Here is a 22,827-nt window from a genome sequence, read left to right on the forward strand (position 1 = left end):
CGGACCGGGTCCAGGCGGTCGGCCTCGGAAATGAGCGCCACCTCCGCACCAAAGGCAAGAGCGACTCCGATCTCGTGCAGCGAGAGGTCGAAGCCGCACGAGGCAAAGGCGGAGACCCGGGCGTCGGGGTCCAGCCCGACCCATTCGGCGGCGGCGTCCAGGTGCGCGGCGAGACCGCCGTGTCCGAGCGCGACGCCTTTCGGTTCGCCCGTGGAGCCCGAGGTGTACATCAGACAAGCGAGATTGCCCGGGGCGATCTCGACCGGGCTCGCCTTCCCCGCACCTTCCTGGCGGAGGCGCGGAATACTGTGGTGCGCCAGGGCTTCCTCGCCGTGCGCGTCGACGAGGACCAGCTTCGGCCGGGCATCGGCGAGGATGGCGTCGCGGCGGTGGCGCGGGTGGGACAGTTCCAGCGGCAGGTACACCCCGCCCGCCAGCATGATCCCGAGGAGACCGACGATCAGGTCCGGCGTGCGGCGCTGGCACAGCCCGACCGGCGTCTCGAGCCCGACGCCGCGAGCGCGCAGGACCGCGGCGAGACCGGTGGCCGCCGTGGCGAGCTCGCCGTAGGTCAGCCGCCGGTCCCACTGGCGCACCGCCACCGCGTCCGGCCGCTGCCGGGCGTGGGCGAGCACCCGCTGTGGCAGGAGAGTCATTCTCCCGCTCCCGGGTCCCGCAGCTGAACGCGCAGCTCCGACAGATAGGTCCGCCCTTCGGCGTCCGGCAGCCAGGCGTGCTCCGGTCCGGGCAGCAACTCGGTGATCGTCAGTGTCGTGTCCTTTCCGGCGCGAGCGGCGGCCCGCAGAGCGGAGCAGAATCCCGCCGCGTAGACCGGGCTGGTGAAGTCCACGTAGAGCGGTTTGCCCTCGGTGGCGAACTTCGCGAAAACCCGTTCCGGCAAGCCGAGTTCCCGCCGCCAGCGCCGGGCGGCCAGGTACTGCTCGCGGTGGCCCGCGACCCCGGACAGCCCGGTCTCGCCGACGGTCGTCCGCCAGCTCTCCCGGCACACCACCAGGCGGTCCACGGTGATCCGGGGCGTGTGCGGCCGCGCGGTGGCCGAGCGGAACGCGTCGACCGCCCGCATCATCAGGAGTTCGGAGAACAAGTCGAGCACCGGACGGCGGAACCCGCCGGGGCCGTGCACGAGGAGTTCGCCGTCGTGCTCGGTGACGGTCAGCCCCGCGATCCGGACCAGCCGCTCGGGATCCGCGCCGGGCGCGGCGACGAAGCCGAGCTGGCGGTCGTCGGCGTTCTCCAGGCAGCGGGCGACCCGCGCGGTCACCCGCGGCCAGGTGGGCGGGAACAACGGCAGCATCCGGCCGGAACCGATGTCGGTGCGCAGGTCGGCGCGCAGCTGCTCGGGATCGGGGTGGACGCGGACGGTGACCCCGGAGTCGAACGTCGGCCACGAGACGTGCAGCTCGCCGAGGACGGCGAAGAAGTCCCCCCGGCGCAGCGCGGCCAGGTTTTCCGCGCACAGCTGGAGATCCGGGCTGTGCAACCGGGCTCCGGCCCAGCCGGGCCGGTCGGCCGGGAACAGCGTTTCAACGTCGAGGCGGGCGCTGTCGCAGTGCACCTCACGGACGTCCTCGGGCAGCGTGTCGAGCGCGAACAACGCCGCCCACTGCCGGGAAAACTCGGCCAGCACGGCCGCGACCGGCCCGTGGTCCGGACCGAAGAGCACGCCGCGCGCGAGATACCACAACTGTCCGAAGGGGACCTCGTGTCCGCCGCTGTCCTCGGCCAGATCGGCGTGCAGCCGCGTCAGTCCGCTTCGGACGGCGGCGGCGAGTTCCGCGGTAAGCCAGCGCGCGAGGTGGGCCATCCGGGTCAGGGCGGGCCCGAAGCCGTCCAGCAGCCCCGCGCCGAAACTGAGGTCCAGGTCCCGGATCGTGTCCTCATAGCACGGAGTCCGGCCCGCGTACATCTCGCCGGGCCGCTGCCTCGGCGCGCTGCCGGTCACCGCGGTGACGTCGTCGTCCAGTTCCGCGAGCGCGGTCAGCAACGCGCCCGCGTCGCCCGCCGCCTCGGCCACGCGCGCCCGCGCCCGGTCGAGCCGGTCGAGCCCGGCTAGGGCTTCCTGCCTGGTCCGTTCGTCGCCGATCGCCTGGATTCCTTGGTACAGCGAGGATTGAGCGGTGTAATTCAGCGGCAGGTCAATGCCCCACGAAACCAGCGACCGGTCGTGCAGGTCGGCGAGCATGCGCTCCAGGTCGGCCCGCTCCGCGAGCGTCCCGTCGAGCGCGGCCAGGACTTCCCGGGCGGGGCGGCCGTCGCAGTGCGCGAGCAGCTGCGCCTGCTGCGGCGTGAGAGTCCGCGCGGGCTCGGTGGGGTGCAGCAGCCGGGTTCCGTCGAGCGCGAGGTGGGGTGGCAGCCGGACCGGGAGCCAGGACCGGGTCTCGCGGTCCTGGGCAAGGTGGCGGGCGTACGCGTCGAGCACCCAGTACTCGAGGTGAGTCGCGCGGGCTCGGACCAGCCGGGGGCCGATCTCAGCGGTGACGACGTCCGGCCGGGACGTGATCTCGCTCCAGCTGACCGGTCCGAAGAAGCCGATCGTCTCGGTCTTGGCGCAGTAGCGCTGCCAGTAGCGGGCGAGCAGGTCCTCGTCCCGGCGGCGGCGCCGGTTCAGCCGCGCGGGTTCGGTCTCCGCCGCGACCGAATCGGCCACGTGCAGAGCTCTCGGGTTCTGCCATACGAGCGCCTCGCGGAACAACGGGTCGGCCGCGATCTTCGACAGCGCCCGGCTCCCCTGTGCGGCGGCTTCGGCGAACGCCTGCTCAGCCTTGTGCTGATCAGCGGCGCCGTCGAGGTGCGCGTCGACGACCGCTGCGGCTTCGGGGCAGGCGAAGGCCGCGAGCCCGTCGGCGGGAAAGCCGGTCGTGCGGAACAAAGCCGCGCGCCAGACCTGCCAGGCACCGCCGGGAACCTCGACGAGGTGCGCGTCAGCTGCTCCCACTGGCATCTCCCCGCATCCGGGCGACCACGCCCGCCATCGCCGCGACGGTGGGCGCCTCGAACAGCACCTGCATCGGCACCCGAACCCCGACCGCACTGCGCACCTGGGAGATCAGCTGGACCGCGGTCAGCGAATTCCCGCCGAGTTCCGCGAAGTCCTCGTCCACGCCGACCTCGGCGACCCCGAGCACGTCGGCCCACACGCGAGCGATGGCGGTCTCCAGGTCGTCCGCGGGCGCGGCGCCGGAGCCGGACGCCGTGATCGCCTCGGCGCGCTGTCGGATCCTGGCCAGCGGCACCGCGGAGACGATCGCGCGGGGACCGAGGTCCGCGCCGAGCAGCCGGTCGAGGAGATCGACGGCCTGCTCCGGCCGAAGGCCCTCAGCGGGCTCGCCAGCCTGCCCGGCGGCCCTGCTGCTGAGCGCGGCGGCAGCGGCGACATCGGTGCGGCGCATGACGAAGTCGGCGACCGTCAGCACCAGGTCCCCGTGTTCGTCCACAACGGACAGGTCGGCGGTGATGGCCTCGCCGTCTCTGGCGCCGTGGTAGCGCGCCCAGGTCCACAGCCGCGCCGGGAACGGCCGGTGCACCACCAGACGCCCATAGCTCAACGGCAGGTACCGGCCCTGCCCGTCGCTGGCCACCGACGTGACCTCGTCGAGCACCGCTGGGTGCAGCGGCAGCCCCTCCGCCTCCGCCTGCACCGTGCTGGGGAGTTCGAACCAGGCCAGCCGGCTCGTCCCGTCGGCGGCATCGGTCGTGTGCCGCAGGCTGCGCCATCTCTCGCCGAGCGCGAAACCGCCCGCCTGTGCGAGCCGTTCGCCGTCATAGTCCTGACGTGGTCCGCCGTGCCGGGCGCGAACGCCACGCAGGTCGACGGGTTCCGGCGCTTCGTCGCTGATCCACCGCGCCCGGGCCTCGGCGTGCACCCCGGTCTCGCTGGCGACCTCGACGCGGTAGTCCCCCGCGTCGGCGCGCACGGCGACCCGGATGCCTGCGCTCTGCTCGTCTGCCAGCACCAGCGGACGAACGAACACGAGATCGCTGAGTTCGACCCGGTGCCGGGACGAGGAGCGCGGCACGTGGTCCTCGAAGGCGGCCCGGATCAGCTCCACGTGGGCGGCTCCTGGCAGGAGGGCGCGCCCTTGATGCCGGTGCTCGGCAAGCACCCAATGCGTGGCCGGCGAAACGGTCCCGCGGTACCTGCCGTCGCCGTCGCGGCGGGTCAGGATCGGGTGGTCCCACCGCTCGCCGGGCTGGTCGAGCACGCGCTGCCATTCCCGCGGCACCTCGGTCTCGACGGCCATGCCGACTTCCAGCCACCGCCCCCAGTTGACCGACAGCCGCCGCGCCGGCCACCCGTCGACGGCACTCGCGCACGCGTCCAGGTAAGCGTTCGCCGCGCTGTAGTCGACCTGTCCCGGTGCCCCGGCCAACGCCGAGGTCGACGAGCACAGCACCAGGAAGTCCGGGGAGAGATCGCCGAACGCCGAACGCAGGAGACTGGTGCCGAGAAGCTTCGGGCCGAGCACGCGTTCGGCCTCGCCTCGATCCCACGCTTCGATCATCTGACCGCCGGCGACGCCTGCCGCGTGCACGATGCCGTCCAGGCGGCCGAACCGTCCGATGAGGACTTCTCGCACGCGGGCCAGATCGGCGGCGTCGCTCACGTCAGCGGCGACGACCTCGACTTCTGCACCGGCCGCCCGCATCCGGCGGACCGCCGCGACCGCCCGGCCGCTGCGCCCGGATTCGCCCAGCGCGTCCCACTCGCGCTCCGGCGGAACGCCGTGGCGGCTGGTGAGGACGAGCCGTGCCGCCACGCGCCGCGCGAGGTGCTCGGCCACGGTGATCCCGATTCCCCCGGTACCGCCGGTGATCAAGTACACGCCGTGCCGGCGAAATGTTGCCGAGTCCGCTTCGGGCAGTTCCGGCACCGGCTGCTGCTCGGGGATCCATCGACGTCCGCCGCGCAGAGCCACGATCGGGTCGCCCGCTGCGGCGCGCAGTTCGGCCAGGAGGGCTCCGGTGGAGGGGCGGTCCTCCGGCCCGAGGTCGAGGTGGCGGACGCGCAGGACGGGGAGTTCCGTCGGGGCGACCGCCGCGAACGCGGCGACGGTGGCGCTGGCCGGGCTGACGAGGTCGGCCCCGGTGACATCGCGCGCGCCGCGGGTGAGCACGTCCAGCCCGATCGCGCCGTTCTCCCCCGACTGGGCCGGCGCGGTCGCCGCGAGCGCCCGCACACACGCGATGAGGCTGAACAGCCCGCGATTCTGGGCGCGAAGAGGATCGTCCTCCTCGGCATCGAGCAGCCAGGCGTGGGCGATCCGCGTCGGCATTCCGCCGCGCGCGGCGAGGTCGGCGAACAGCCGTGCATAGTCGTCCTGCTCGGTGGCGCGGACGCAGTAGGAGCTGCCGGACCGGAATGCTTCTCCGGCCACGACTTCGACGACGTCGGCACCGCTGCGCCGGAGCTCCGTGACCAGGTCGGTGCCGCGTGCGCCGTCGCCGAAGACCAGCCAGCGGGACGGCTCGCCGATCGCCGCCAGCGGCCCGGTTTGCCGCCAGGTGGGCACGGACACCCAGCTGTGCTCGACCGGTCCCGGTTCGGCTTGCGGTGCGCCCGCCGGGTCGGGTTCGACGAAGTAGTGCGTGCGTTCGAACGGATAGGTGGGCAAGGGCACTCGGCGTCCGGGAGTGCCGATGCGGCCGGTGCGCACCGGGACGCCAACCGTCCACAGCCGACCGGCCGCGGCATACAACGTCTCCACGTCACCGCGAGAATCGCCCGGCGACGGCAGGCTCGCCACGGCGAGCGGACCCTTCGACCGTGCCGCGCCCTTCGGCCGGATCCGCGCCAGTCCGGCGAGCTGCCGTCCCGGGCCGCATTCGACCAACGCCCAGGAACCGGTGGCGAGCAGCCGCTGCACGCAGTCGCCGAAGCGGACGGTGTCGCGCAGCTGCCGGACCCAGTGTTCGGGGTCGGTGGCCTGCTCCGGAGTGATCCACTCCCCGGTCCGGGTGGAAAGGTAGGGACGGTCGGGACGGCGCAGCGACACCGCCGCGACCTCGGCGCGGAACTCCGGGAGAACCTCGTCCATCAACGGCGAGTGAAACGCGTGCGAGGTGCGCAGACCTCGGTTCTGGATGTGCTCCGCGGACAGTTCGGCAGCGAAGCCTTCGACGGCTTTCGAGACCCCGGCGACGACGCAGGCCCCGGAACCGTTGACCGCGGCGAGGGCCAGTTCGGCGGGCAGCCGCTCGCGAAGCCGGGCTTCGTCCAGCGAGACGGCCAGCATGGCTCCCGGTGGCGCCTGCTGCATCAGCCTGCCTCGCGCGCACACCAGCCGGACCGCCTCGCCCGCGGTGAACACCCCGGCTTCGGCGGCCGCCGCGTACTCGCCGACGGAATGGCCGATCATCGCCTCGGGCTCGACGCCCCAGGATCGCCACAACCGGCTCAAGGCGTAGCCGACGGCGAACAAGGCGGGCTGCGCGAACTGGGTCTCGTCCGGGTGCTCGGCCAGCAAGTGCCGCAGATCGGCCCCGAGTTCGGCTCGCGCGAGCTCAAGACATTCGTCCATCGCGGAGCGGAAGACCGGTTCGGCGCGGTGCAGCTCGGCACCCATCCCTGGGTACTGGCTGCCCTGCCCGGAGAACAGGAACGCGACCTTCGTCGCCGGATCGGCGACCACGGTGGAGGGACGTGCCAACAGCCGCGCGACGTCTTCGCGGGTCCGCGCGACCACCGCGGAGCGGTGCGGGTACTCGTCCCGTCCGGCCCGCAACGTGTGGGCGATGTCGGCGAGAGTCAGTTCCGGGGACTCGGCGACGTGCTCGGCCAGCCGCGTCGCCGCGGTCCGCAGGGCGCTCTCGGTCTTGGCGGACAACGGAATCAGCGCGACTTCCGCCGTCTCGGCGGCCGGCGGTGCGGGCGGCTGCTCGACCACCAGGTGCGCGTTCGTGCCGCCGAAACCGAACGAACTGACTCCTGCCCGGCGCGGACCGGCCGCCTCCCAGACCCGCGCAACCGTGTTGACGGTGAACGGCGAGTTCGTGAAATCGATGCCGGGGTGCGGCGCGGTGACGTTCAGCGAAGGCGGGAGCAGCCCGTTGGACACCATCAGCGCGACCTTGATCAAGCCCACGACGCCGGCTCCCTGGCTGAGGTGGCCGATGTTGGACTTGGCCGAACCGATCGCGCACCGCTGCCCGGCGCGCGGCTCGCGGCCGAACGCTTCGGTCAGCGCGGCGATCTCGATCGGGTCGCCGAGCCGGGTGCCGGTGCCGTGCGCCTCCACGTAGCCGATCTGCGCCGGCGTCACCCCGGCCACGCTCAGCGCCTGGGCGATCACCGCGGTCTGGCCCTTCGGACCGGGGGCGGTGAAGGACACCTTCTCCGAACCGTCGTTGTTGACCGCGTTGCCGAGGATCACCGCGCGGACATGGTCTCCGTCCTCGACTGCCTCGGACAGCCGCTTGAGGACGACGGTCCCGCCGCCGCTGCCCCAGACCGTCCCCGACGCCTGCTCGCTGAACGGCGCGCAGTGCCCGTCGCTCGAATCGACGCCGCCGACGCGGGGCAGGTAGCCGCGGTGGTGCGGCAGTTCGATGTTGGTCCCGCCCGCCACCGCCAGGTCGCATTCGCCGGAGCGCAGCGCTTCGCACGCGAGGTGCACCGCGACCAGGGAGGTCGAGCAGGCGGTCTGCACGGTCATGCTCGGCCCGCGCAGGTCGAGTTTGTACGAGGTGAAGGTCGCGAGGTAGTCCGGCGAATTGCCGACCATGGTCAGCCCGCGCCCGGCCGACTCCCAGATCCGCCGGTTGCCGCGGATGTTGCGCCAGAGGTAGTCGTCGACGCCGGTGCCGCCGTAGACCCCGACCTCGCCGCGGACCCGGCCCGGCGGATGCCCCGCGTCCTCCAGCGCGGTGTGGCACAGCTCGAGGAACAGCCGCTGCTGCGGATCGGCCAGTTCGGCCTCGCGCGGGGTCATCCCGAAGAACGCCGCGTCGAAGCCTGCCATGTCGTCGAGCACGGGGGCGGCCGGGACGAAGGCGGGGTCGTCGAGTTCCTCGACGGGCACGCCGACGGCGAGCTGCTCGGCGCGGGTGAACCGCCGTACCGACTCGACGCCGGCGGTCAGGTTCTTCCAGAACTGGCGGACATTCGCCGCGCCCGGCACCCGGCAGGCCATCCCGACGATCGCGACCGGCTCGACGGCCGGGCCGGGGTCAGCGGAGTCACCGATTGCCATACCGCCTCACTCATCGCACACGTCGGCCGACAACCTTCTCTGCGCCGCGGGAACGCTTCCCGCCCCGGAACGGCACCTCGTTCCCCAGTAGAACCAGGTCGTCCCCGCGCGTCCATGCTTTCGGGCCCAGGCGAAACGAAGGTGGCGGGCGGCGCGGCGCGGCTACCGTGATCTCCGTTCTCCGCGAAAGGACCAGGATTGACCGCGAGTCACGAAAATTCGGCCGGGGTGCCCCGCGTCGTCGTCGCCGGGAGCGGTTCCCTGGCCCGCGCCGTGTGTTTTTCGCTTGCCTTGGCGAGGACTCCGGCCGTCGTGCACGTTCTGGCGCGACGGCCCGCCGCGGCGCGGGAGGTCGCGGATGTCGCCGGAATGCGGGCGCGGCTGGACGGCTCGCCGGTGCGCTTCGCGGCGGCTGCCCTGTCCGACGTCCGGGAGGTGCTGGCGCGGACCCGGCCCCGGGTGGTGCTGAACTGCGCCTCGCACCAGTCGCCGTGGGAGCGGATGACGCGTCCGTCGGAGTGGACGAACCTGCTGCGACGCGGCGGATTCGGGCTGACGCTGCCCCTCCAGGCCGGGCCTGCGATCTCGCTCGCGCGGGCGGTGGCGGAGGTCAGTCCGGAGGCGCTGCTGGTCAACGGCTGTTTCCCGGACGCGGTCAACCCGCTGCTGAAAGCCTTGGGACTGCCGGTGTTCTGCGGCATCGGCAACGTGATGACGCTTTCCGCCGCCGTGCGCGCGACGTTGCCCGCCGACGACACCCGGACGCTGCGCGTGCTCGCCCACCACGTGCACCTGCACGCACCGGAAGACAGCGCCGACGAAGTGCTGGCATGGCTGGACGACGAACAGCTCACCGACGTGACGACCCGGCTGGCCAAGCTCCGCGCGGTAGACCGCCGGGAGCTGAACGCGGTCACCGGCCACGCTGCCGCGCTCCTGGTCGAAAACCTGCTGACCGGCGCGGACACCCGGACGAGCGTGCCGGGACCGCTCGGCCTGCCCGGCGGATACCCGGTGCGGATCCGCGACGGCTCGCTGACCCTCGACCTGCCCGTCCCCGAAGACGCCGCGGTGCACCGAAATCAGCGCGACGGGCAGCGCGACGGCGTCGTGGTCGACGGATCCGACGTCGTGTTCGGCGAGACGGCGCGGCACGCCCTGCTGCCGCATCTGCCCGACGTCGCGGCCGGATTCCCGGTCCAGACCACCGCCGCGGTCTGCGGCCGTCTCCTGGAGCTGCGAGACCGCCTGCGCTCCCCTGCCCCTTTCCCGAACGAGGAGGAGCGATGCCTGTCCCCCGTGCGTCCCGGAACCTGATCACCGCCTACTACGACCGGATCCGCGCGGAAATCGGCCGGCGGGCGCCCGCTCCGGCGACCGCACCCGGCCGGTTCGCCCCGGGCTCCGCGCTGCCGGGTCTCGACCGCGCGGCCCGGGAGTACTTTTCCGTCGCGACCGCCGCGTGGGGCCCGTTGGCGGAGGTCGACGGCCACTCGATCCGGTTGCTCGACCTGACCGGCAACCCCGGCACCCACACGACGAAAACCTTCGCCTCCCTGCTGATCGTGGCCCGGGCGGTCGAGCACATCCGCCGCACCGGCGAACCGATCGTGCTGTTCACGCCGACCTCCGCGAACAAGGGGGTGGCTCTGCGCGACGCGGTGGACCGCGCGATCGCGACCGGTCTCGTGCGGCCGGACCAGCTCCGGGCGATCGTGCTCGCGCCCGCCCGTTCCCGGTCGAAGTTCCGCTCCAGCGCGCTGTCCCGGGAGCCGGAACTGGCCCGCCGCAATCCGGTGCTGCTGCTGGACGGCGCGAGGCCGGAACAGGTCAAAGACCTCGCGCGCGAATTCGCGGCCCGCGAAGAAATCCGGCCCGGCGCCCCCCGCCTGTGGTTCACCCTCGACCTCGACAACTACCTGGTCGCCGACGCCGCACGGGCCTTCCTCGAACACGACGTGGATCCCGCCCGCGGCGGCCGCTGGCACGCGCACGCCGTGTCGAGCGCGTTCGGCCTGCTCGGCTACCACCAGGGCCGGGAACAACTGGAGGCCGCCGGGGAGGCGGATCCGGCCGCACACCCGGGCTTCCTGCTGGTCCAGCACCTCGGAGCGCCGGACATGGTGCTGAGCCTGCTCCACGGCGACCACGATCCCGCCAACGCGCCCCGGTACCGGCGCTCCGCCGAGTACTACGTCCAGGACACCGACCCGCACTTCCCACTGTCCGCACAGGACCCGGACGAGGTGCTGGAGCCGACGTTCTACACCCGCCGCCCGGCCACCTCCGCGACGATGGACCCGCTCGTGCGGCGATTCGGCGGGACCGGCATCGTCGTGTCCCGGCAGGAGTGCACCAGCCGGTACGCGATGATCCGCGACCTGCTGACCGCCGCTGGCCGGCCCATGCCCGCCGAACACTCCGACCTGCGGGAATGGTCGCTGGTGATGGCGATGACCGGGATACTGAACGCGATCGAGCGACGGCTGGTCCCCGCGGGCACCGAGATCGTCCTGCACGCGTCGGGGACGTACTCCGCGGCCGACTACCGGCCGATCGAGCCGTCGGCGCTGGTGCCGGTCACCGGATTGGCGCAGGTGAGTGCCGCCGTGGACGCGGCACTGGCTGTCCCGGCGGGGCGATGACCGTGATATCGGCGGAACCGGAACAGCGAGCCGGCGCCGCGACCGCGCGGGCGTTGCGGATCCGCGGCCCGCTCGACCGGGAGAAGCTGGCCGCCGCCCTGGAACGGATCGCCGCGCGCCTGCCGGACGACCCCTTCGCCGCGGCGGACGTTTTTCCGGACGCCTTCGCGAACCGTCCGCTCGACTTCTCCGCTCCGCCTCTGCGGGCGCGCTTGCTCTCCCTCGCCCAAGAGGAGCACCTTCTGCTGGTCGTCCTGCCCCGCTCCACCCACCTCCGGACCGGACAGTTCCTGGCACAGCTCATCGCCGAACTGGACGGCTCCCCGGCCCCCGGGTTCACCCCGGTCGCTGTCGCACCGACGAGGAGCCACCCGGCAGCCTCCCGCCTCGACCTGGCCCCGCCCGGGACGCCCGGCAACGCCGCGCGGGTGACCACCGAACTCGGGCCGCGCTTCGCCGGACAGCCCCCGGAGGTCTTCCTCGGCGCGATCGCCCTGCTGCTGCGCCGATACACCGGCACCGGCGCGATGACGCTCGGACTGCCGGCCGGCAACTCCGAACACCCGGTGCCGCTCCCCCTCGACCTCAGCGAGGACCAGCCGGTTTCGATCGTGCTCAGCGACGTCGCCAAGGCCCTCGCCGCCGCTCTCGACGGGCCCGCGACGACAAGCGGGTTCGAGGTCGCGATCACGATCGACGAGTTCCTCCTCGACGGACTCGACCAGCCGAGCCTGCGCGCTTTCGCCCTCGGCGAGGACGGCTCGCCCAGCACGGCCGGCGGGCTCAGCCTGCAACCGCTCGCCCTTCGCGCACCGCGGTGCGACCTGGAGATCATCTTGACCCTGCGGACGAACCGGCCGCGGATCTCCTGGCTCGGGCACCTGCCGGAGCCTCTTCTCGCCGACCTCGCCGCCGACCTGTCCACCCTGCTGACCGAGATCCTCGACCACGCGGAGCGATCCACGGCGAACCTGCTCCCGCGTGCCCGCGGCGACCGGGCGCCGACCCTGGACACCGCCGGAGCGCACCGCGCGCACCCCGGCCACGTCCCGTTCCCCGCCGACGCGCACTCGATCGCGCACCGGTTCGCCGACGTCTGCCGACGGTTTCCCGGCAACGCGGCGATCCGGACCGATACCGAGTGCCTCACCTACCAGGAACTCGCCGCCCGGGCAGCCGGGACCGCGGCCCTGCTGCGGTCCGGCGCCGGCCCGGTCGGGCTGCTGCTCCCGCACGGACCGGAACACATCGTCGCGATCGTCGCGGCCGTCCTCACCGGACGGCCCTACGTGCCGCTGGACCCGCACCATCCGCCCGACCGGCTGGCCGCCCTCCTGACCCACGCGGGCGCCACCGCGATCCTGACCGATCCGGCGCACCGGCCGCTCTGCGATCGCATCGGACCCGCACTGACCGTGCACCATCTGTCCACAGTGGAGAGAGAACTTCGGGCCGCGGACATCGGGGCAGCCGCCGATTCCGTCGCCTACGTGCTCTACACATCGGGGTCGACCGGCCGGCCGAAGGCGGTCGCGCAGCCGCACGCCAACGTCCTCTTCCAGGTCCGCAACCACGTCGACAACTTCCGGATCGGCCCCGCCGACCGGCTCGGCCTGCTCACGTCATTCGGCTTCGACATGGCCGTCACCGATCTGTTCTCCGCACTGCTCAGCGGCGCGGCGGTGGTGCCCCTCGACGTGGCCGCGCACGGTGTCGCCGCGCTCGGCGACGTCCTTGCCCGGCAGGAAGTGACGGTCTACCACTCGACTCCGACGATGTTCCGCTACCTGACCGACTCCCTCGGCGAGCATCGCCTGCCCGCTCTGCGCGCGATCCTCCTCGGCGGCGAGCAGGTGCGGCGCGACGACGTGGAACGGGCACGCCGCGTCGGCGCACCGGACTGCGTGTTCGTCAACGGCTACGGCGCGACCGAGATCAGCTTCGTGACCCAGCACCACCTCGGGCCGGAAGCGCGGGTGGACGGCGAAGTGATCCCGGTCGGCCGCCAGCTGCCGGGCGTCGAGGTCGTCCTCCTCGACCCGGCCGGCCGCCGCACCTGCCTGCGCGGCGAGATCACGGTGCTCAGCAAGCACGTCGCGCCCGGCTACTGGCGGGATCCGGCCGCCTCGGCCGGCAAGTTCGTCACCGTCGACGGGGTGCCCGCCTACCGCACCGGGGACCTCGCCCGCAGGCTGCCCGACGGAACCCTCCTGCACCTCGGGCGCGCCGACCGGCAGGTGAAGATCCGGGGCTACCGGGTCGAACTCGGCGAGATCGAGGCGGCTCTGTGCGCGCAGCCCGCGGTCGCGCAGGCCGTCGCTGTGGCCGGACAGAGCGAGATCATCGCATATGTGGCGGCGCGGGACGAGCAGCCGGATCCGGAGCTGCTGCTCGACGCACTGGCACGGAAGCTGCCGCACTACGCGGTGCCGCGCGAGATCGTCGTCCTCGACACGTTTCCGCTGACCAGCACCGGGAAGGTCGACGTCCGCGGGCTGCCCGCACCGTCGCCGACCCGCACCCGCCGCCCGGAAGGCGATCTGCCCCGGGCGATCACCCGCGCCTGGTCGGCCGTGCTCGGCCTGCCGGACCCGCCGGCGGACAAAGACTTCTTCGCGCTCGGCGGGCACTCCGCGCAGGTTCCCGTGCTGAAAAGGCTGCTGGAGAAGGAACTCGGCGTCGAGATCCCGCTCGGCCGGTTGTTCGACCATCCCACGATCACCGGGCTCGCGGACGTCTTGGCGAGTGGGCTCGACAGTGCTCTGGACCGCGTCGGCGACCGGATGTCCCGCCGCCGCGCGGCCCGGGCCGGACGGCGCACCCGGTGACCGAGGACATCGCGATCATCGGCATGGCGTGCCGGGTCCCGGGTGCGGCGGACCCGGCGACGTTGTGGCGCAACCTGTTCGCGGGCGTCGACCCGATCCGCCGCTACTCGGACGAAGAACTGCGTGCCGCCGGAGTCGAGGAGTCCTTGCTGCGCGACCCCGGTCTGGTGCGCTCGGCGGGCCATCTCGACGGGACCGCGCAGTTCGACGCGGAGTTCTTCGGCTATCGCGCGGACGAGGCGGCACGGCTTGATCCGCAGCAGCGGCTGCTGGTGGAGACCGCGTGGTCGGCCTTCGAGGACGCGGGCTACGACCCTGCTTCGTGCCCGGACACCGCGGTCTTCGCCAGCATCGGGCCGAGCTGGTACGAGCACTACCAGCTGGCCGGCGCCTGGCCCGGCGCGATCTCGGTGGGCACCGCGCCGGATCACGCCGCCGCGCGCGTGTCCTATGCGCTCGGCCTGTCGGGCCCGAGCCTGGCCGTGCAAAGCGCGTGCTCGTCGTCGCTGGTCGCGGTGTGCTTGGCCGCGCAGAACCTGGCCGACTTCCGCTGCGATCTGGCCCTGGCGGGCGGGGCGGCCGTGCCCTACCCGGCTCGGCTGGCGGCGGAGGACGGATTGGTCTCGTTGTCGGGCCGCTGCCGCACGTTCGACGCCGACGCGGACGGATCGGTGTTCGGCAGCGGTGCGGGCATTGTGCTGCTCAAGCGGCTCGCCGACGCCAGAGAAGACGGAGACGCCGTCCACGCGGTCATCCGCGGCTGGGCCGTGAACAACGACGGCGGCGAGCGCGCCGATTACCGCACCCCCAGCGGCGGCGGCCAGGCCGCCGTGGTGCTGGAGGCGTTGCGGGCAGCGGAGATCGACGCCGTCAGCTACGTGGAAGCACACGGCAGCGGCACGCTCCTCGGCGACGCGCTGGAGGTCGACGCCCTCGACCGCGCCTTCCGGCTCGCCGGGATTCCCGGGTGCCTGATCGGCTCGATCAAGCCCGCGATCGGCCACCTCGACGGCGCCTCCGGGGTGGTCGGCCTCATCAAGGCCGCCCTCGTCGCGCGGCACGGGACAGCCCCGCCGACCGCGCACTTGCGGCGCCCGAACCCGCACCTCCCCCTTTCCGCCGGCGGTTTCGCCGTCAACACCGAGCCCGTCGAACTGGCCGCGCCCCGCCGGATCGGAGTCAGCTCGTTCGGGCTCGGCGGGACGAACGCGCACGTGGTCCTCGAACAGCCGCCGCCGGTGCGCCGCCCGGCGACGGCGCCCGCGCAGCACGTGCTCGTGCTGTCCGCCCGCACCCCGCAGGCGCTGGCGGCGACCGCGGCCCGGCTCCGCGAGCGGCTGGCCCGCGAACCGGACCTGCCGCTGGCCGACGTCGCGTTCACCCTGGCCACCGGCCGCCGGGCCTGGCCTTGCCGGCAGTTCGAGATCGTGCCGGACCGGTTGTCGTCCGCCCAGGCTGACGAGTGCCCGGATCTGGCGCATCTCGGCAGGGTCTGGGCAGCGGGAGGCACGCCGGACTGGTCGACGATGTTCGCTCCCGGCGGCCGCCGCCGCGTGTGGTTGCCGACCTATCCGTTCGAACGCATTCGCCATTGGGCCAACGGCGTTCCGGTGCTGCCCGAATGAGGTCAGCGCGCGTCGCACAACGGCGCATCGCTCGCCCGCACCAACGACGCGCCCAGCTCCGTCGCGGTGTGCAGCACCTTCCGCCCCGCCCGCACAGTCATGATCAACCCGGCATTGCGCAACGCACTGGCATGCTCGGAAGCCGACGACAGGCTGACCCCGGCCTGCACCGCGAGCTCCGTGGTCCCGCGCGGCACCACGGCGGCCCGCAGAATCGCCGCCCGGCGAGCCCCGACCAGCGCCGACAGGCCGTCGCCGCTCGATCTGCCGGGCCCGCTTCGCGCCGACACGCCCGGAATCGGATACACCACGGTCACCGGCTCGCCCGCCCCGCCCGGGATCACCACTGTCTCCGGAGCGAGGCACGACGGCACGAAGTCCAGCCCGTGCGGCGCGGGCAGGTCCCGGTCGGCCGGGCTGCCGATCTCCACGACGTTCCCGAGCCGGCCGATCGCGGCGGAAACCGAGCCGATCGCGCTCGCCACGCCCTGGCGCAGCATGATGTGCCCGCGCTGGGCCAGGTCTGCCTGCGCGGTGGCCGCGATCTCCGCCCAGCGCGGCTCCACCAGGCTGCGGTAGCCCTCCTCGACGGCTTTCACCAGCGCCGCCCTCGCCTCTTCGCTCCCCGCGGCGAGGTCGTTCAGCCACGCGGCGGGCTGCTTCAGCCGGAACGTCGCCGCGAGGTCCGCACGCACCCGGTCCGCAGGAATGGCCGCGAGATCGTCGAGAGCGGAGCCGATCTCGGCGCGGCGCGAGACGAGGAAGTCCGGCACCTCGCCGCGCGCGGAGAACAGGTCGAACAGCGGCCGGATCGGCCGGTGCGGCCGCAACCGCACCGGGAAATGCCCCGCGGAACGCGCGTCTCTTCTCAGCCGGCACAGGGCGCCGAGCAGTTCGACAACCGGAAGGGGGCCTTCGAGAAAACGGACGGACTGAAATGACTCCAGGGTCAGATGAAGCCGGATCACCATACCACCGATCTGACGGAAACGCCGTTGAATCCCCTCCCGGCGAAGTCAATCAGATCCGCGTACATGAAGAATACAATCGCGGCCGCCCCGGCGAGCAGACCGCTCGGAGAATGCGAAAGAATTCCGCGTCGGCATGTTTTATTCCGCGGCCGGCGGGCCCTTTTCCGGCTTTCCCGGCCGCCGGGCGACGTCAGCGCGGGGGCGGCTCAGCGGAGTCCGACATCGCCACGACCAACGAGGCCGGCCGCAGGTCAGTCCAGCTTTCGTTGACATAGTCCAGGCACTCGGCCCGCGAGGCCGGTCCGTGAACGATCGTCCATCCGGCCGGGACGGCGGCGAACTCGGGCCACAGCGAGTGCTGATTCTCGGCATTGACCAGGACGAGATAAACGCCATTCTCGTCTTCGAACGGATTGGTCACAACGTTCTCCTATTCCGGCCAGCGGCTGTGCGGCACGGAGAGCAGGATAGCCCAGCATTGCCACGACGACGAGCAGTTTGCCGACAAAAGCCGGGCCGCTCCCGGATTCTTCGAAATGCCGGCCGGCGGTGAGACAGACCCTCGCCCCGGCAGCCGGACCTCGGCTACGACGGCACCCAGCTGCGTCCGGTCTCGATCAGCAGCTGCCGCATCGCCGATCCGGCTGCGGAAAGCCGCTCCCCTCGCCGATGGGCGAGCACGATCCGGCGGCTCGGCGGGCGCGGCGAAACCGAGGTCAGCACCCGGATGTCGCTGCGGAGGCTGTAGAGCGAGAGCCGGGGCACCAGCGCGATGCCCATGCCGACCGCGACCATCGCCTGTGCTTCCTGATAGCTGCGCGCTTCGAAGCTGACGATCGGCTCGAACCCCGCCGCGTCGCAGGCCGCGTGCAGCAGCGCCAGGACGTTGGGCGAAGTGCGGATGATCCACGGTTCGTGCCGGAGTTCTTCCATCCGCACCGACGATCGACTGGCCAGATGATGGCTGGCGGGCACCAGCAACACGTTGGGGTCGCGGAAGATCAGCTCGCTGGTCAGGCTTTTCCCGATTTCGCCGGCGGGCCGTTCGCGATCCCAGGTGATGGCCAGCTCGATCTCGCGCGATTCCAGCAGCTGTTCGAGCCCGGAGAGCTGGGCACTGTGGACGCGCAGGTCGACCCCGGGATGACGCTCGCGGAACGCGGAGATCGCCGCCGGCAGGAAGGACTCGGTCACCGTCGGGACAGTGCCGAGCCGCAACGTTCCGGTGTTGAGACCAGCCAGGTCGCGGAGTTCCTCGTGGGCCGCCGACACGATGCGCTCGATCTTTTCCGCATGGCGCACCACCGCACGCCCCGCTTCGGTGAGAGTCACGCCGCGCGGCCGGCGTTCGATGAGGGGCTGGCCCGCCTCATCCTCCAGCTGCCCGATCTGCTGGGAGACAGCGGAAACGGTGTAGCGCAGATGCTCCGCCGCCGCGGTCAGCGAGCCCGCGCGGGAAACCTCGACCAGTACGAGCATCCGCCGGATGTCCATCCTCATCCGCTCAGCCTACAGCTCAGCTTAAGCCGCCTTGAGCAGGTTTAGCTGGTTTGAACCGGCACGGTGGCTCACGCTTGCCCTGGAAGCGAGCAACCAAAGGAGTTCGAGGTGAATCCCATGGCAGCCACAGTGGATCTGGCGGGGGTGTGGGTGCGCGGCGGCACGAGCAAGTGCTGGATCTTCGCCGCCGACGCGGTGGCGGAGTTGCCGCTCGATCTCGACGCGGTGCTGGCGAACGCGCTCGGCTCGGGCGACCGCCGGCAGATCGACGGGGTCGGCGGAGCGACGTCGACGACGTCGAAGGTGGCGGTCGTCGCACGGTCGGCTACGCCAGGCGCCGAGATCGAGTATCTCTTCGGCCAGGTGGGGATCGCCGACCGGGTCGTCGAGTGGGGCAGCAACTGCGGAAACTGCGCCACGGCCGTCGGCCTCTACGCCGTGCAGGAAGGACTCGTCGCCGTCGACGGCGACGTGACGACCGTGCGGCTGCGCAACGTCAACACCGGCGCCACCCTGCACACCGCGGTCGCCACGCCCGGCGGCCGAGTGCCGCAAAGCGGAGAAACCCTCGTGCCGGGCGTCGAATCGGGCGGTGTGCCGGTGGCGCTGACCTTCGCCGGACCGTTCGATCCGGCCACGTCGTTCCCCACTCGCCGAGCCCGCCAGATCGTCAGCGCGGGCGGAGCGACCGCCGAGGTCAGCATCGTCAACGCGGGCGCACCCGCGATCCTGATCGACGCGAACAGCCTGGGGATGACCGCGACCGAAGACGCCGACGAGATCGCCGCGCGGCTGCCGGCATTGACCGCCTTCCGGGCGGCTGGTGCGGTCCTGCACGGGCTGGTCCGGCCCGGCCAACCCGCGCCCAACGCGGTCCCGAAGACGGGAGTCGTCGGCCCGGCGACGGACTACCGGACGTCCAACGGCACGCTTGTCCTAGCATCGGACTACGACATCGCGGTCCGGATGCTTTCCATGCACGCCGCGCACCCGGCGATCGGGCTGACCTCCGCCGTCGCGGTGGCGGTCGCCGCCGCTGCCCGAGGCAGCGTCGTGCACTCCCTGCTCGGCGGCGAACGCCCGACCCTGCGGATCGGGACGCTGGCCGGGGTGGTCGAGGTCGACTGGACCCGCTCTCGCTCCGGCGTGGTCGACGCGGTCTCGTTGCACCGAGCGGCGCGCCGGCTCGCCACGGCGGTCGTGCACGTCCCGACCACGACCGGCCCGCAACACGAACCCGCGGTCAGTACCGCATCCGCGAGCGCGCTCGCGGTGTCACGCTAGAGGACGCGCGCGCAGCTGCCGCCCGTTCGCTCCCCGCGCCACTTCTATCAAGGAGGATAGAGTGCTCACCCCCACCACGACGGCCGCCCGGCTGGACCGTCTCCCGATCACCAGACCGCACAAGTTCGCGCTGGCCACGCTGGCCTTCGTGTTTCTCTTCGAATTCGGCGACCTGAACACCTTCGCCTACGTCGCGCCCGCGCTGACCAAGCATCTCGGCTTCTCCGTCCAGGACATCGCGGTCGTCACCTCGGCCGCGTTCCTGGGCATGGCGGTCGGCGCCGCCTTCGGCGGCCGGCTCTCGGACCTGATCGGCCGCAAACGCGCGCTGCTCTTCTCCACCTCGCTGTTCTCGGTGTTCTCGCTGGTCAACGCGGCTGGGTTCAACGTGCCGAGCTTCGTCGTCTTCCGCTTCCTGACCGGGGTCGGCCTGTCCGCGATGGTGGTCGCCGCGACGACCTACATTTCCGAGGTCATGCCTGCCGCCCGGCGCGGCCGGATGCAGTCCGCGGTCATGGCCGTCGGCCTGGCTGGCATCCCGTTCATGTCGTTCTCCGCGCGGGGCATCGTGCCGCTGGGCGAGGGCACCTGGCGACTGGTCTTCGTGCTCGGCTCCGCGGCTTTGCTGGCTCTCCCCGCGCTTGCGGTACTGCCCGAAAGCCCGCGCTGGCTCGTGCACAAGGATCGGCTGCCCGCTGCCGAGTCCGTCCTCGCCCGGCTGGAACGGCATGCCGGACCGCTGCCTCCGCTCCCCGAGATCTCCGCCGCGCCGCCGGCGACCGCTCCGACCAGCAGCTACCGACAGCTGTTCACGAGTCCGTACGGCCGCACCACGATCTTCCTCGCCGTCGTGTGGATCTTCCAGACCCTCGGCTTCTACGGCTTCGTCGCCTGGGTGCCCACCCTGCTGACCCAGCACGGCTTCAGCGTCGCCAAGTCTCTCGGGTTCTCCGCCCTCACGACGATCGGCGCCGTCCCCGGAGCACTGCTCGCCTGGCCGGTCACCGATCGCTTCGGGCGCAAGGTCCCGCTCGTGGTGGTGGCTCTCGCCACCGCGGCGAGCGGACTGGCCTACGGCCTGACCTTCAACCCGGTCGCCATCGTCGTTTTCGGGTTCTGCGTCAACCTCCTGATCCAGACCTTCGCCACCCTCCTCTATGCCTACAGCCCCGAGCTTTTCCCGACCGGGCTGCGCAACGCCGGGCACGGGCTGGTGTACGGAACCGGGCGGCTGGCGAACATCTTCGGCCCGATGCTCGTCGCCTCGCTCTTCGCCGGACTCGGCTACCAAGCGGTGTTCGTGTACATCGCGGCCTGCTGGCTGATCGTCGCGCTGGCGATCGCGTTCTTCGGTCCCCGCACCGGCGAACGGCCGCTAGAGGCTCTCTCGGCGCGGACCGGCGCTCCGCCCGCTGCCGCCCGCCGCGTCGAGTCGCCGCGGAAAAGCCCAGTGCACACCACCGACACCGCCGAAGGGACAGTTCGTTGAACGCGTCTGCAGAGACCGCGAACCAGGGAAAGGCCGCCGACGTGATCGTCGTGGGCGGCGGCAACGCGGCCTTCACCGCCGCCCACGCCGCCGCCGTGCGGGGCCGCCGGGTGCTGCTTCTCGAAAAGGCTCCGCGCGAGCAGTTCGGCGGAAACAGCTACTACACGGCGGGAGCCACCCGGATCGCGCACAGCGGCCTCGCGGATCTCGTGGACTTCATCGAACCGGACGAACGCCATTCCGCCACCGAGGTGCCGCCCTACTCGACCGCCGACTACGCCGGCGACCTGGCGAAGGTCACGAATGGCCGCAACGACCCGGATCTCACCGAGACACTGGTCGCCGAGGCCGCGCCGGGGCTTCGCTGGCTGCACTCGCTCGGCCTCAAATACCGGTTGATGTACGAACGGCAGTCCTACCAGCGCGCCGACGGCACCTACCTGTTCTGGGGCGGGCTGCACGTCGGCAACGTCGGCGGCGGCGAAGGACTCATGCACGACCACCTCCGGGTCGCCCAGCGGCTGGGCACCGAAATCCGCTACGGACAGGACGTTTTCGATCTGCGCACCGAGAACGGAGCGGTCGCGGGAGTGAAAGTACGCCGGCCCGACGGCACCGTTGAGGAGCTCCGGTCGGATTCCGTCATCCTCGCCGCGGGCGGCTTCGAAGCCGATCGCGAACTGCGACGCACGCACCTCGGACCGGGCTGGGAGAACGCCAAAGTCCGGGGCACTCCGTACAACACCGGTCAGATGCTCACCGCGGCTCTCGAACTCGGCGCGGCCAAGGGCGGAGACTGGCGGTCCTGTCACTCCACCCAGTGGGACGCGTTCACCCCCGGCAACGAATCCAACCGCGAGCTGACCAACCGGCTGACCCGGCAAAGCTATCCGCTCGGCATCCTCGTCAACCGCGACGGAGAGCGATTCCTCGACGAGGGAGCGGACTTCCGCAACTACACCTACGCCAAGTACGGCAAGGAAATCCTCGAGCAGCCCGGCTCCGTCGCCTACCAGGTCTTCGATGCCGCCCTCCGGCCGATGCTGCGTCCGGAGGAGTACGACATGCCGGGAGTCTCGGTGGCGACCGCGCACAGTCTCGAAGAACTGGCCGAGCGGATCGGCGTCGATCCCGAACGGCTGGCCAAGACGATCAACGACTACAACAGCTCGATCGACCTCTCGATCCCGTTCGACCCCAACGTCAAAGACGGCCGCCGCGCCGACACGACACCGCCGAAAAGCAATTGGGCGGCTCCTCTCACCGCCGGGCCCTTCTACGCCTATGCCGTCACCTGCGGCATCACCTTCACTTTCGGCGGGCTGAAAGGCGACCCGCACGGGCGCGTCCTCGACGACCGAGACAGTCCGATTCCCGGTCTCTACGCCTGCGGCGAAATGCTCGGCGGTCTCTTCTCCGGCAACTATCCCGGCGGCTCGGGTCTTGCGGCGGGGGTCGTCTTCGGCCGCCGCGCGGGCTCGCTCGCCTGAAGCGCGCGACCGAGCCAACCTGGCATTCGCCGGGATGGAAGGAGGGCGCCGCCGCCGGCCGCCAACGCGGTGGCGGCGCCCCCCGGTTCAGGAGGCGGAGACCGAGTAGCTGCTGGCGGTGAAGTTCGATCCGCCGGGCGACGAGGTGATCTCGAAGCCGAACTGCACTTCGCCGAGCGTCACGTCGCCGTACCAGCCCTGCGCCTTGATCCAGTTGAGCACGGCCAGCACGTCCACCCAGCCGGAGTCGGTGTTGGACGTGCGCACGAACGAGAACACCGCGTTGCTGCCGTTCGATCCCCGGTAGACGTCCCAGGTGTGGCCGCCCACGCTCGCGGTCGTCTGCCGGGTGCCGAGCGGCCCCACCGCGCCCTGCTTGTTCATCCAGAGCATGATCTCGTAGGCGTTGTTGTTCGCCCAGATGTCGTAGGCGGTCTCGTAGGCGCCGCTGCCGGGACGGCTGACGGTGAAGGTGCTGGTGACGCTGCCCAGTGAACTCAGCGTCCGGCCGACGTTCCTCGCCGAGTGCGGGTAGGACTTGATTCCGCCGGTGGCGGGGTGATCGGCCCAGACGCCGAAGTTCGTCCCGGAGTTGGCCCAGATCGTCTGGGGTCCGGCTCCGCTGCCCCAGACGTCGTTGCGAACGGTGTAGCCGCCGTTGGACCAGGTCGCCCACTTGTCCGACGAAGACCAGGTCGCGGCTTCGGCTGTTCCTGCTGTCGTGGCCACTGCCGCGGTGGCCAGTACCGCTGCCAGAAGAGAACGCACTGCCTTGTGCATCGATT

At 71.7% G+C, this 22,827-nt stretch carries 14 protein-coding genes (1 of these 14 running past the window's edge); 7 read left to right on the forward strand and 7 right to left on the reverse strand.

The annotated features are described in order from the left end of the window. The 3 genes in view from AMYBE_RS41655 to AMYBE_RS41660 are tightly spaced (each overlapping or abutting the next) and all read right to left on the reverse strand, a layout consistent with a single transcriptional unit that may run on beyond the window. A protein-coding gene (locus AMYBE_RS41655) for a non-ribosomal peptide synthetase (RefSeq protein ID WP_034286978.1) crosses the window boundary here: on the reverse strand, window positions 1–656 show its 5' portion. It extends 2,677 nt beyond the left edge of the window; only the first 656 of its 3,333 coding nucleotides appear in the window; the start codon lies at window positions 654–656; the stop codon falls past the left edge of the window. Further along, window positions 653–2,956, reverse strand: a complete 2,304-nt coding sequence (locus AMYBE_RS0113785; RefSeq protein ID WP_020659972.1) for a lantibiotic dehydratase — start codon at window positions 2,954–2,956, stop codon at window positions 653–655. The genes AMYBE_RS41655 and AMYBE_RS0113785 overlap by 4 nt, the downstream gene beginning before the upstream one ends. Next, window positions 2,943–8,210 (reverse strand): type I polyketide synthase, encoded by a 5,268-nt coding sequence (locus tag AMYBE_RS41660; protein WP_020659973.1) that lies wholly within the window; start codon window positions 8,208–8,210, stop codon window positions 2,943–2,945. The genes AMYBE_RS0113785 and AMYBE_RS41660 overlap by 14 nt, the downstream gene beginning before the upstream one ends. Window positions 8,211–8,522: 312 nt before the next feature. Here AMYBE_RS41660 and AMYBE_RS41665 point away from each other — a divergent pair, with 312 nt between their 5' ends. From AMYBE_RS41665 to AMYBE_RS0113810, 4 genes are read left to right on the forward strand one after another with little or no spacing between them, the layout of a single operon-like run. Beyond that, window positions 8,523–9,527 (forward strand): magnesium and cobalt transport protein CorA, encoded by a 1,005-nt coding sequence (locus AMYBE_RS41665; RefSeq protein ID WP_020659974.1) that lies wholly within the window; start codon window positions 8,523–8,525, stop codon window positions 9,525–9,527. Next, complete coding sequence (locus AMYBE_RS0113800) at window positions 9,497–10,855, forward strand: DUF6002 family protein (protein ID WP_020659975.1); 1,359 nt, start codon at window positions 9,497–9,499, stop codon at window positions 10,853–10,855. The genes AMYBE_RS41665 and AMYBE_RS0113800 overlap by 31 nt, the downstream gene beginning before the upstream one ends. Beyond that, a complete protein-coding gene (locus AMYBE_RS0113805) occupies window positions 10,852–13,683 on the forward strand; it encodes a non-ribosomal peptide synthetase (protein WP_020659976.1) in 2,832 nt (943 codons plus the stop codon). Before AMYBE_RS0113800 ends, AMYBE_RS0113805 begins: the two co-directional genes overlap by 4 nt. Further along, window positions 13,680–15,308, forward strand: a complete 1,629-nt coding sequence (locus AMYBE_RS0113810; protein WP_020659977.1) for a beta-ketoacyl synthase N-terminal-like domain-containing protein — start codon at window positions 13,680–13,682, stop codon at window positions 15,306–15,308. Before AMYBE_RS0113805 ends, AMYBE_RS0113810 begins: the two co-directional genes overlap by 4 nt. Window positions 15,309–15,310: 2 nt before the next feature. On the opposite strand, the gene AMYBE_RS41670 is transcribed toward AMYBE_RS0113810, so the two are convergent. The 3 genes from AMYBE_RS41670 to AMYBE_RS0113825 all read right to left on the reverse strand — a co-directional run bounded on the left by AMYBE_RS41670 (window position 15,311) and on the right by AMYBE_RS0113825 (window position 17,779). Next, window positions 15,311–16,144 carry a helix-turn-helix domain-containing protein gene (locus tag AMYBE_RS41670; RefSeq protein WP_154676197.1) on the reverse strand — a complete coding sequence of 278 codons (834 nt, stop codon included), beginning with the start codon at window positions 16,142–16,144 and terminating at the stop codon, window positions 15,311–15,313. 325 nt (window positions 16,145–16,469) lie between these two features. Beyond that, window positions 16,470–16,700, reverse strand: coding sequence for an MbtH family protein (locus tag AMYBE_RS0113820; RefSeq protein ID WP_020659979.1), 231 nt, complete (start codon window positions 16,698–16,700; stop codon window positions 16,470–16,472). A 164-nt stretch (window positions 16,701–16,864) separates the two neighbouring features. Further along, window positions 16,865–17,779: a LysR family transcriptional regulator gene (locus AMYBE_RS0113825; RefSeq protein ID WP_027927636.1), complete on the reverse strand. Its 915-nt coding sequence runs from the start codon at window positions 17,777–17,779 to the stop codon at window positions 16,865–16,867. A gap of 117 nt (window positions 17,780–17,896) precedes the next feature. Between AMYBE_RS0113825 and AMYBE_RS0113830 the strand changes: the two genes are divergently transcribed. The 3 genes from AMYBE_RS0113830 to tcuA all read left to right on the forward strand — a co-directional run bounded on the left by AMYBE_RS0113830 (window position 17,897) and on the right by tcuA (window position 22,042). Next, window positions 17,897–19,063, forward strand: a complete 1,167-nt coding sequence (locus AMYBE_RS0113830; protein WP_020659981.1) for a PrpF domain-containing protein — start codon at window positions 17,897–17,899, stop codon at window positions 19,061–19,063. A gap of 61 nt (window positions 19,064–19,124) precedes the next feature. Then, window positions 19,125–20,552, forward strand: coding sequence for an MFS transporter (locus tag AMYBE_RS0113835; protein ID WP_020659982.1), 1,428 nt, complete (start codon window positions 19,125–19,127; stop codon window positions 20,550–20,552). Continuing rightward, window positions 20,549–22,042 (forward strand): FAD-dependent tricarballylate dehydrogenase TcuA, encoded by a 1,494-nt coding sequence (gene tcuA, locus AMYBE_RS0113840; protein ID WP_020659983.1) that lies wholly within the window; start codon window positions 20,549–20,551, stop codon window positions 22,040–22,042. The genes AMYBE_RS0113835 and tcuA overlap by 4 nt, the downstream gene beginning before the upstream one ends. Window positions 22,043–22,129: 87 nt before the next feature. On the opposite strand, the gene AMYBE_RS0113845 is transcribed toward tcuA, so the two are convergent. After that, on the reverse strand, window positions 22,130–22,822 hold the full coding sequence (locus AMYBE_RS0113845; RefSeq protein WP_020659984.1) for a glycoside hydrolase family 12 protein: 693 nt from the start codon (window positions 22,820–22,822) through the stop codon (window positions 22,130–22,132). Between the last annotated feature and the right edge of the window lie 5 nt (window positions 22,823–22,827).

This window comes from Amycolatopsis benzoatilytica AK 16/65, assembly GCF_000383915.1.
Lineage (GTDB): Bacteria > Actinomycetota > Actinomycetes > Mycobacteriales > Pseudonocardiaceae > Amycolatopsis > Amycolatopsis benzoatilytica.

What these genes read in the sequence shown, in the direction of transcription:
- AMYBE_RS41660 (WP_020659973.1), bottom strand. Translation starts at nt 8,210, where the DNA reads ATGGCAATCGGTGACTCCGCTGACCCCGGCCCGGCCGTCGAGCCGGTC.
- AMYBE_RS0113800 (WP_020659975.1), top strand. Translation starts at nt 9,497, where the DNA reads ATGCCTGTCCCCCGTGCGTCCCGGAACCTGATCACCGCCTACTACGAC.
- AMYBE_RS0113805 (WP_020659976.1), top strand. Translation starts at nt 10,852, where the DNA reads ATGACCGTGATATCGGCGGAACCGGAACAGCGAGCCGGCGCCGCGACC.
- AMYBE_RS0113825 (WP_027927636.1), bottom strand. Translation starts at nt 17,779, where the DNA reads ATGAGGATGGACATCCGGCGGATGCTCGTACTGGTCGAGGTTTCCCGC.
- AMYBE_RS0113830 (WP_020659981.1), top strand. Translation starts at nt 17,897, where the DNA reads ATGGCAGCCACAGTGGATCTGGCGGGGGTGTGGGTGCGCGGCGGCACG.
- AMYBE_RS0113845 (WP_020659984.1), bottom strand. Translation starts at nt 22,822, where the DNA reads ATGCACAAGGCAGTGCGTTCTCTTCTGGCAGCGGTACTGGCCACCGCG.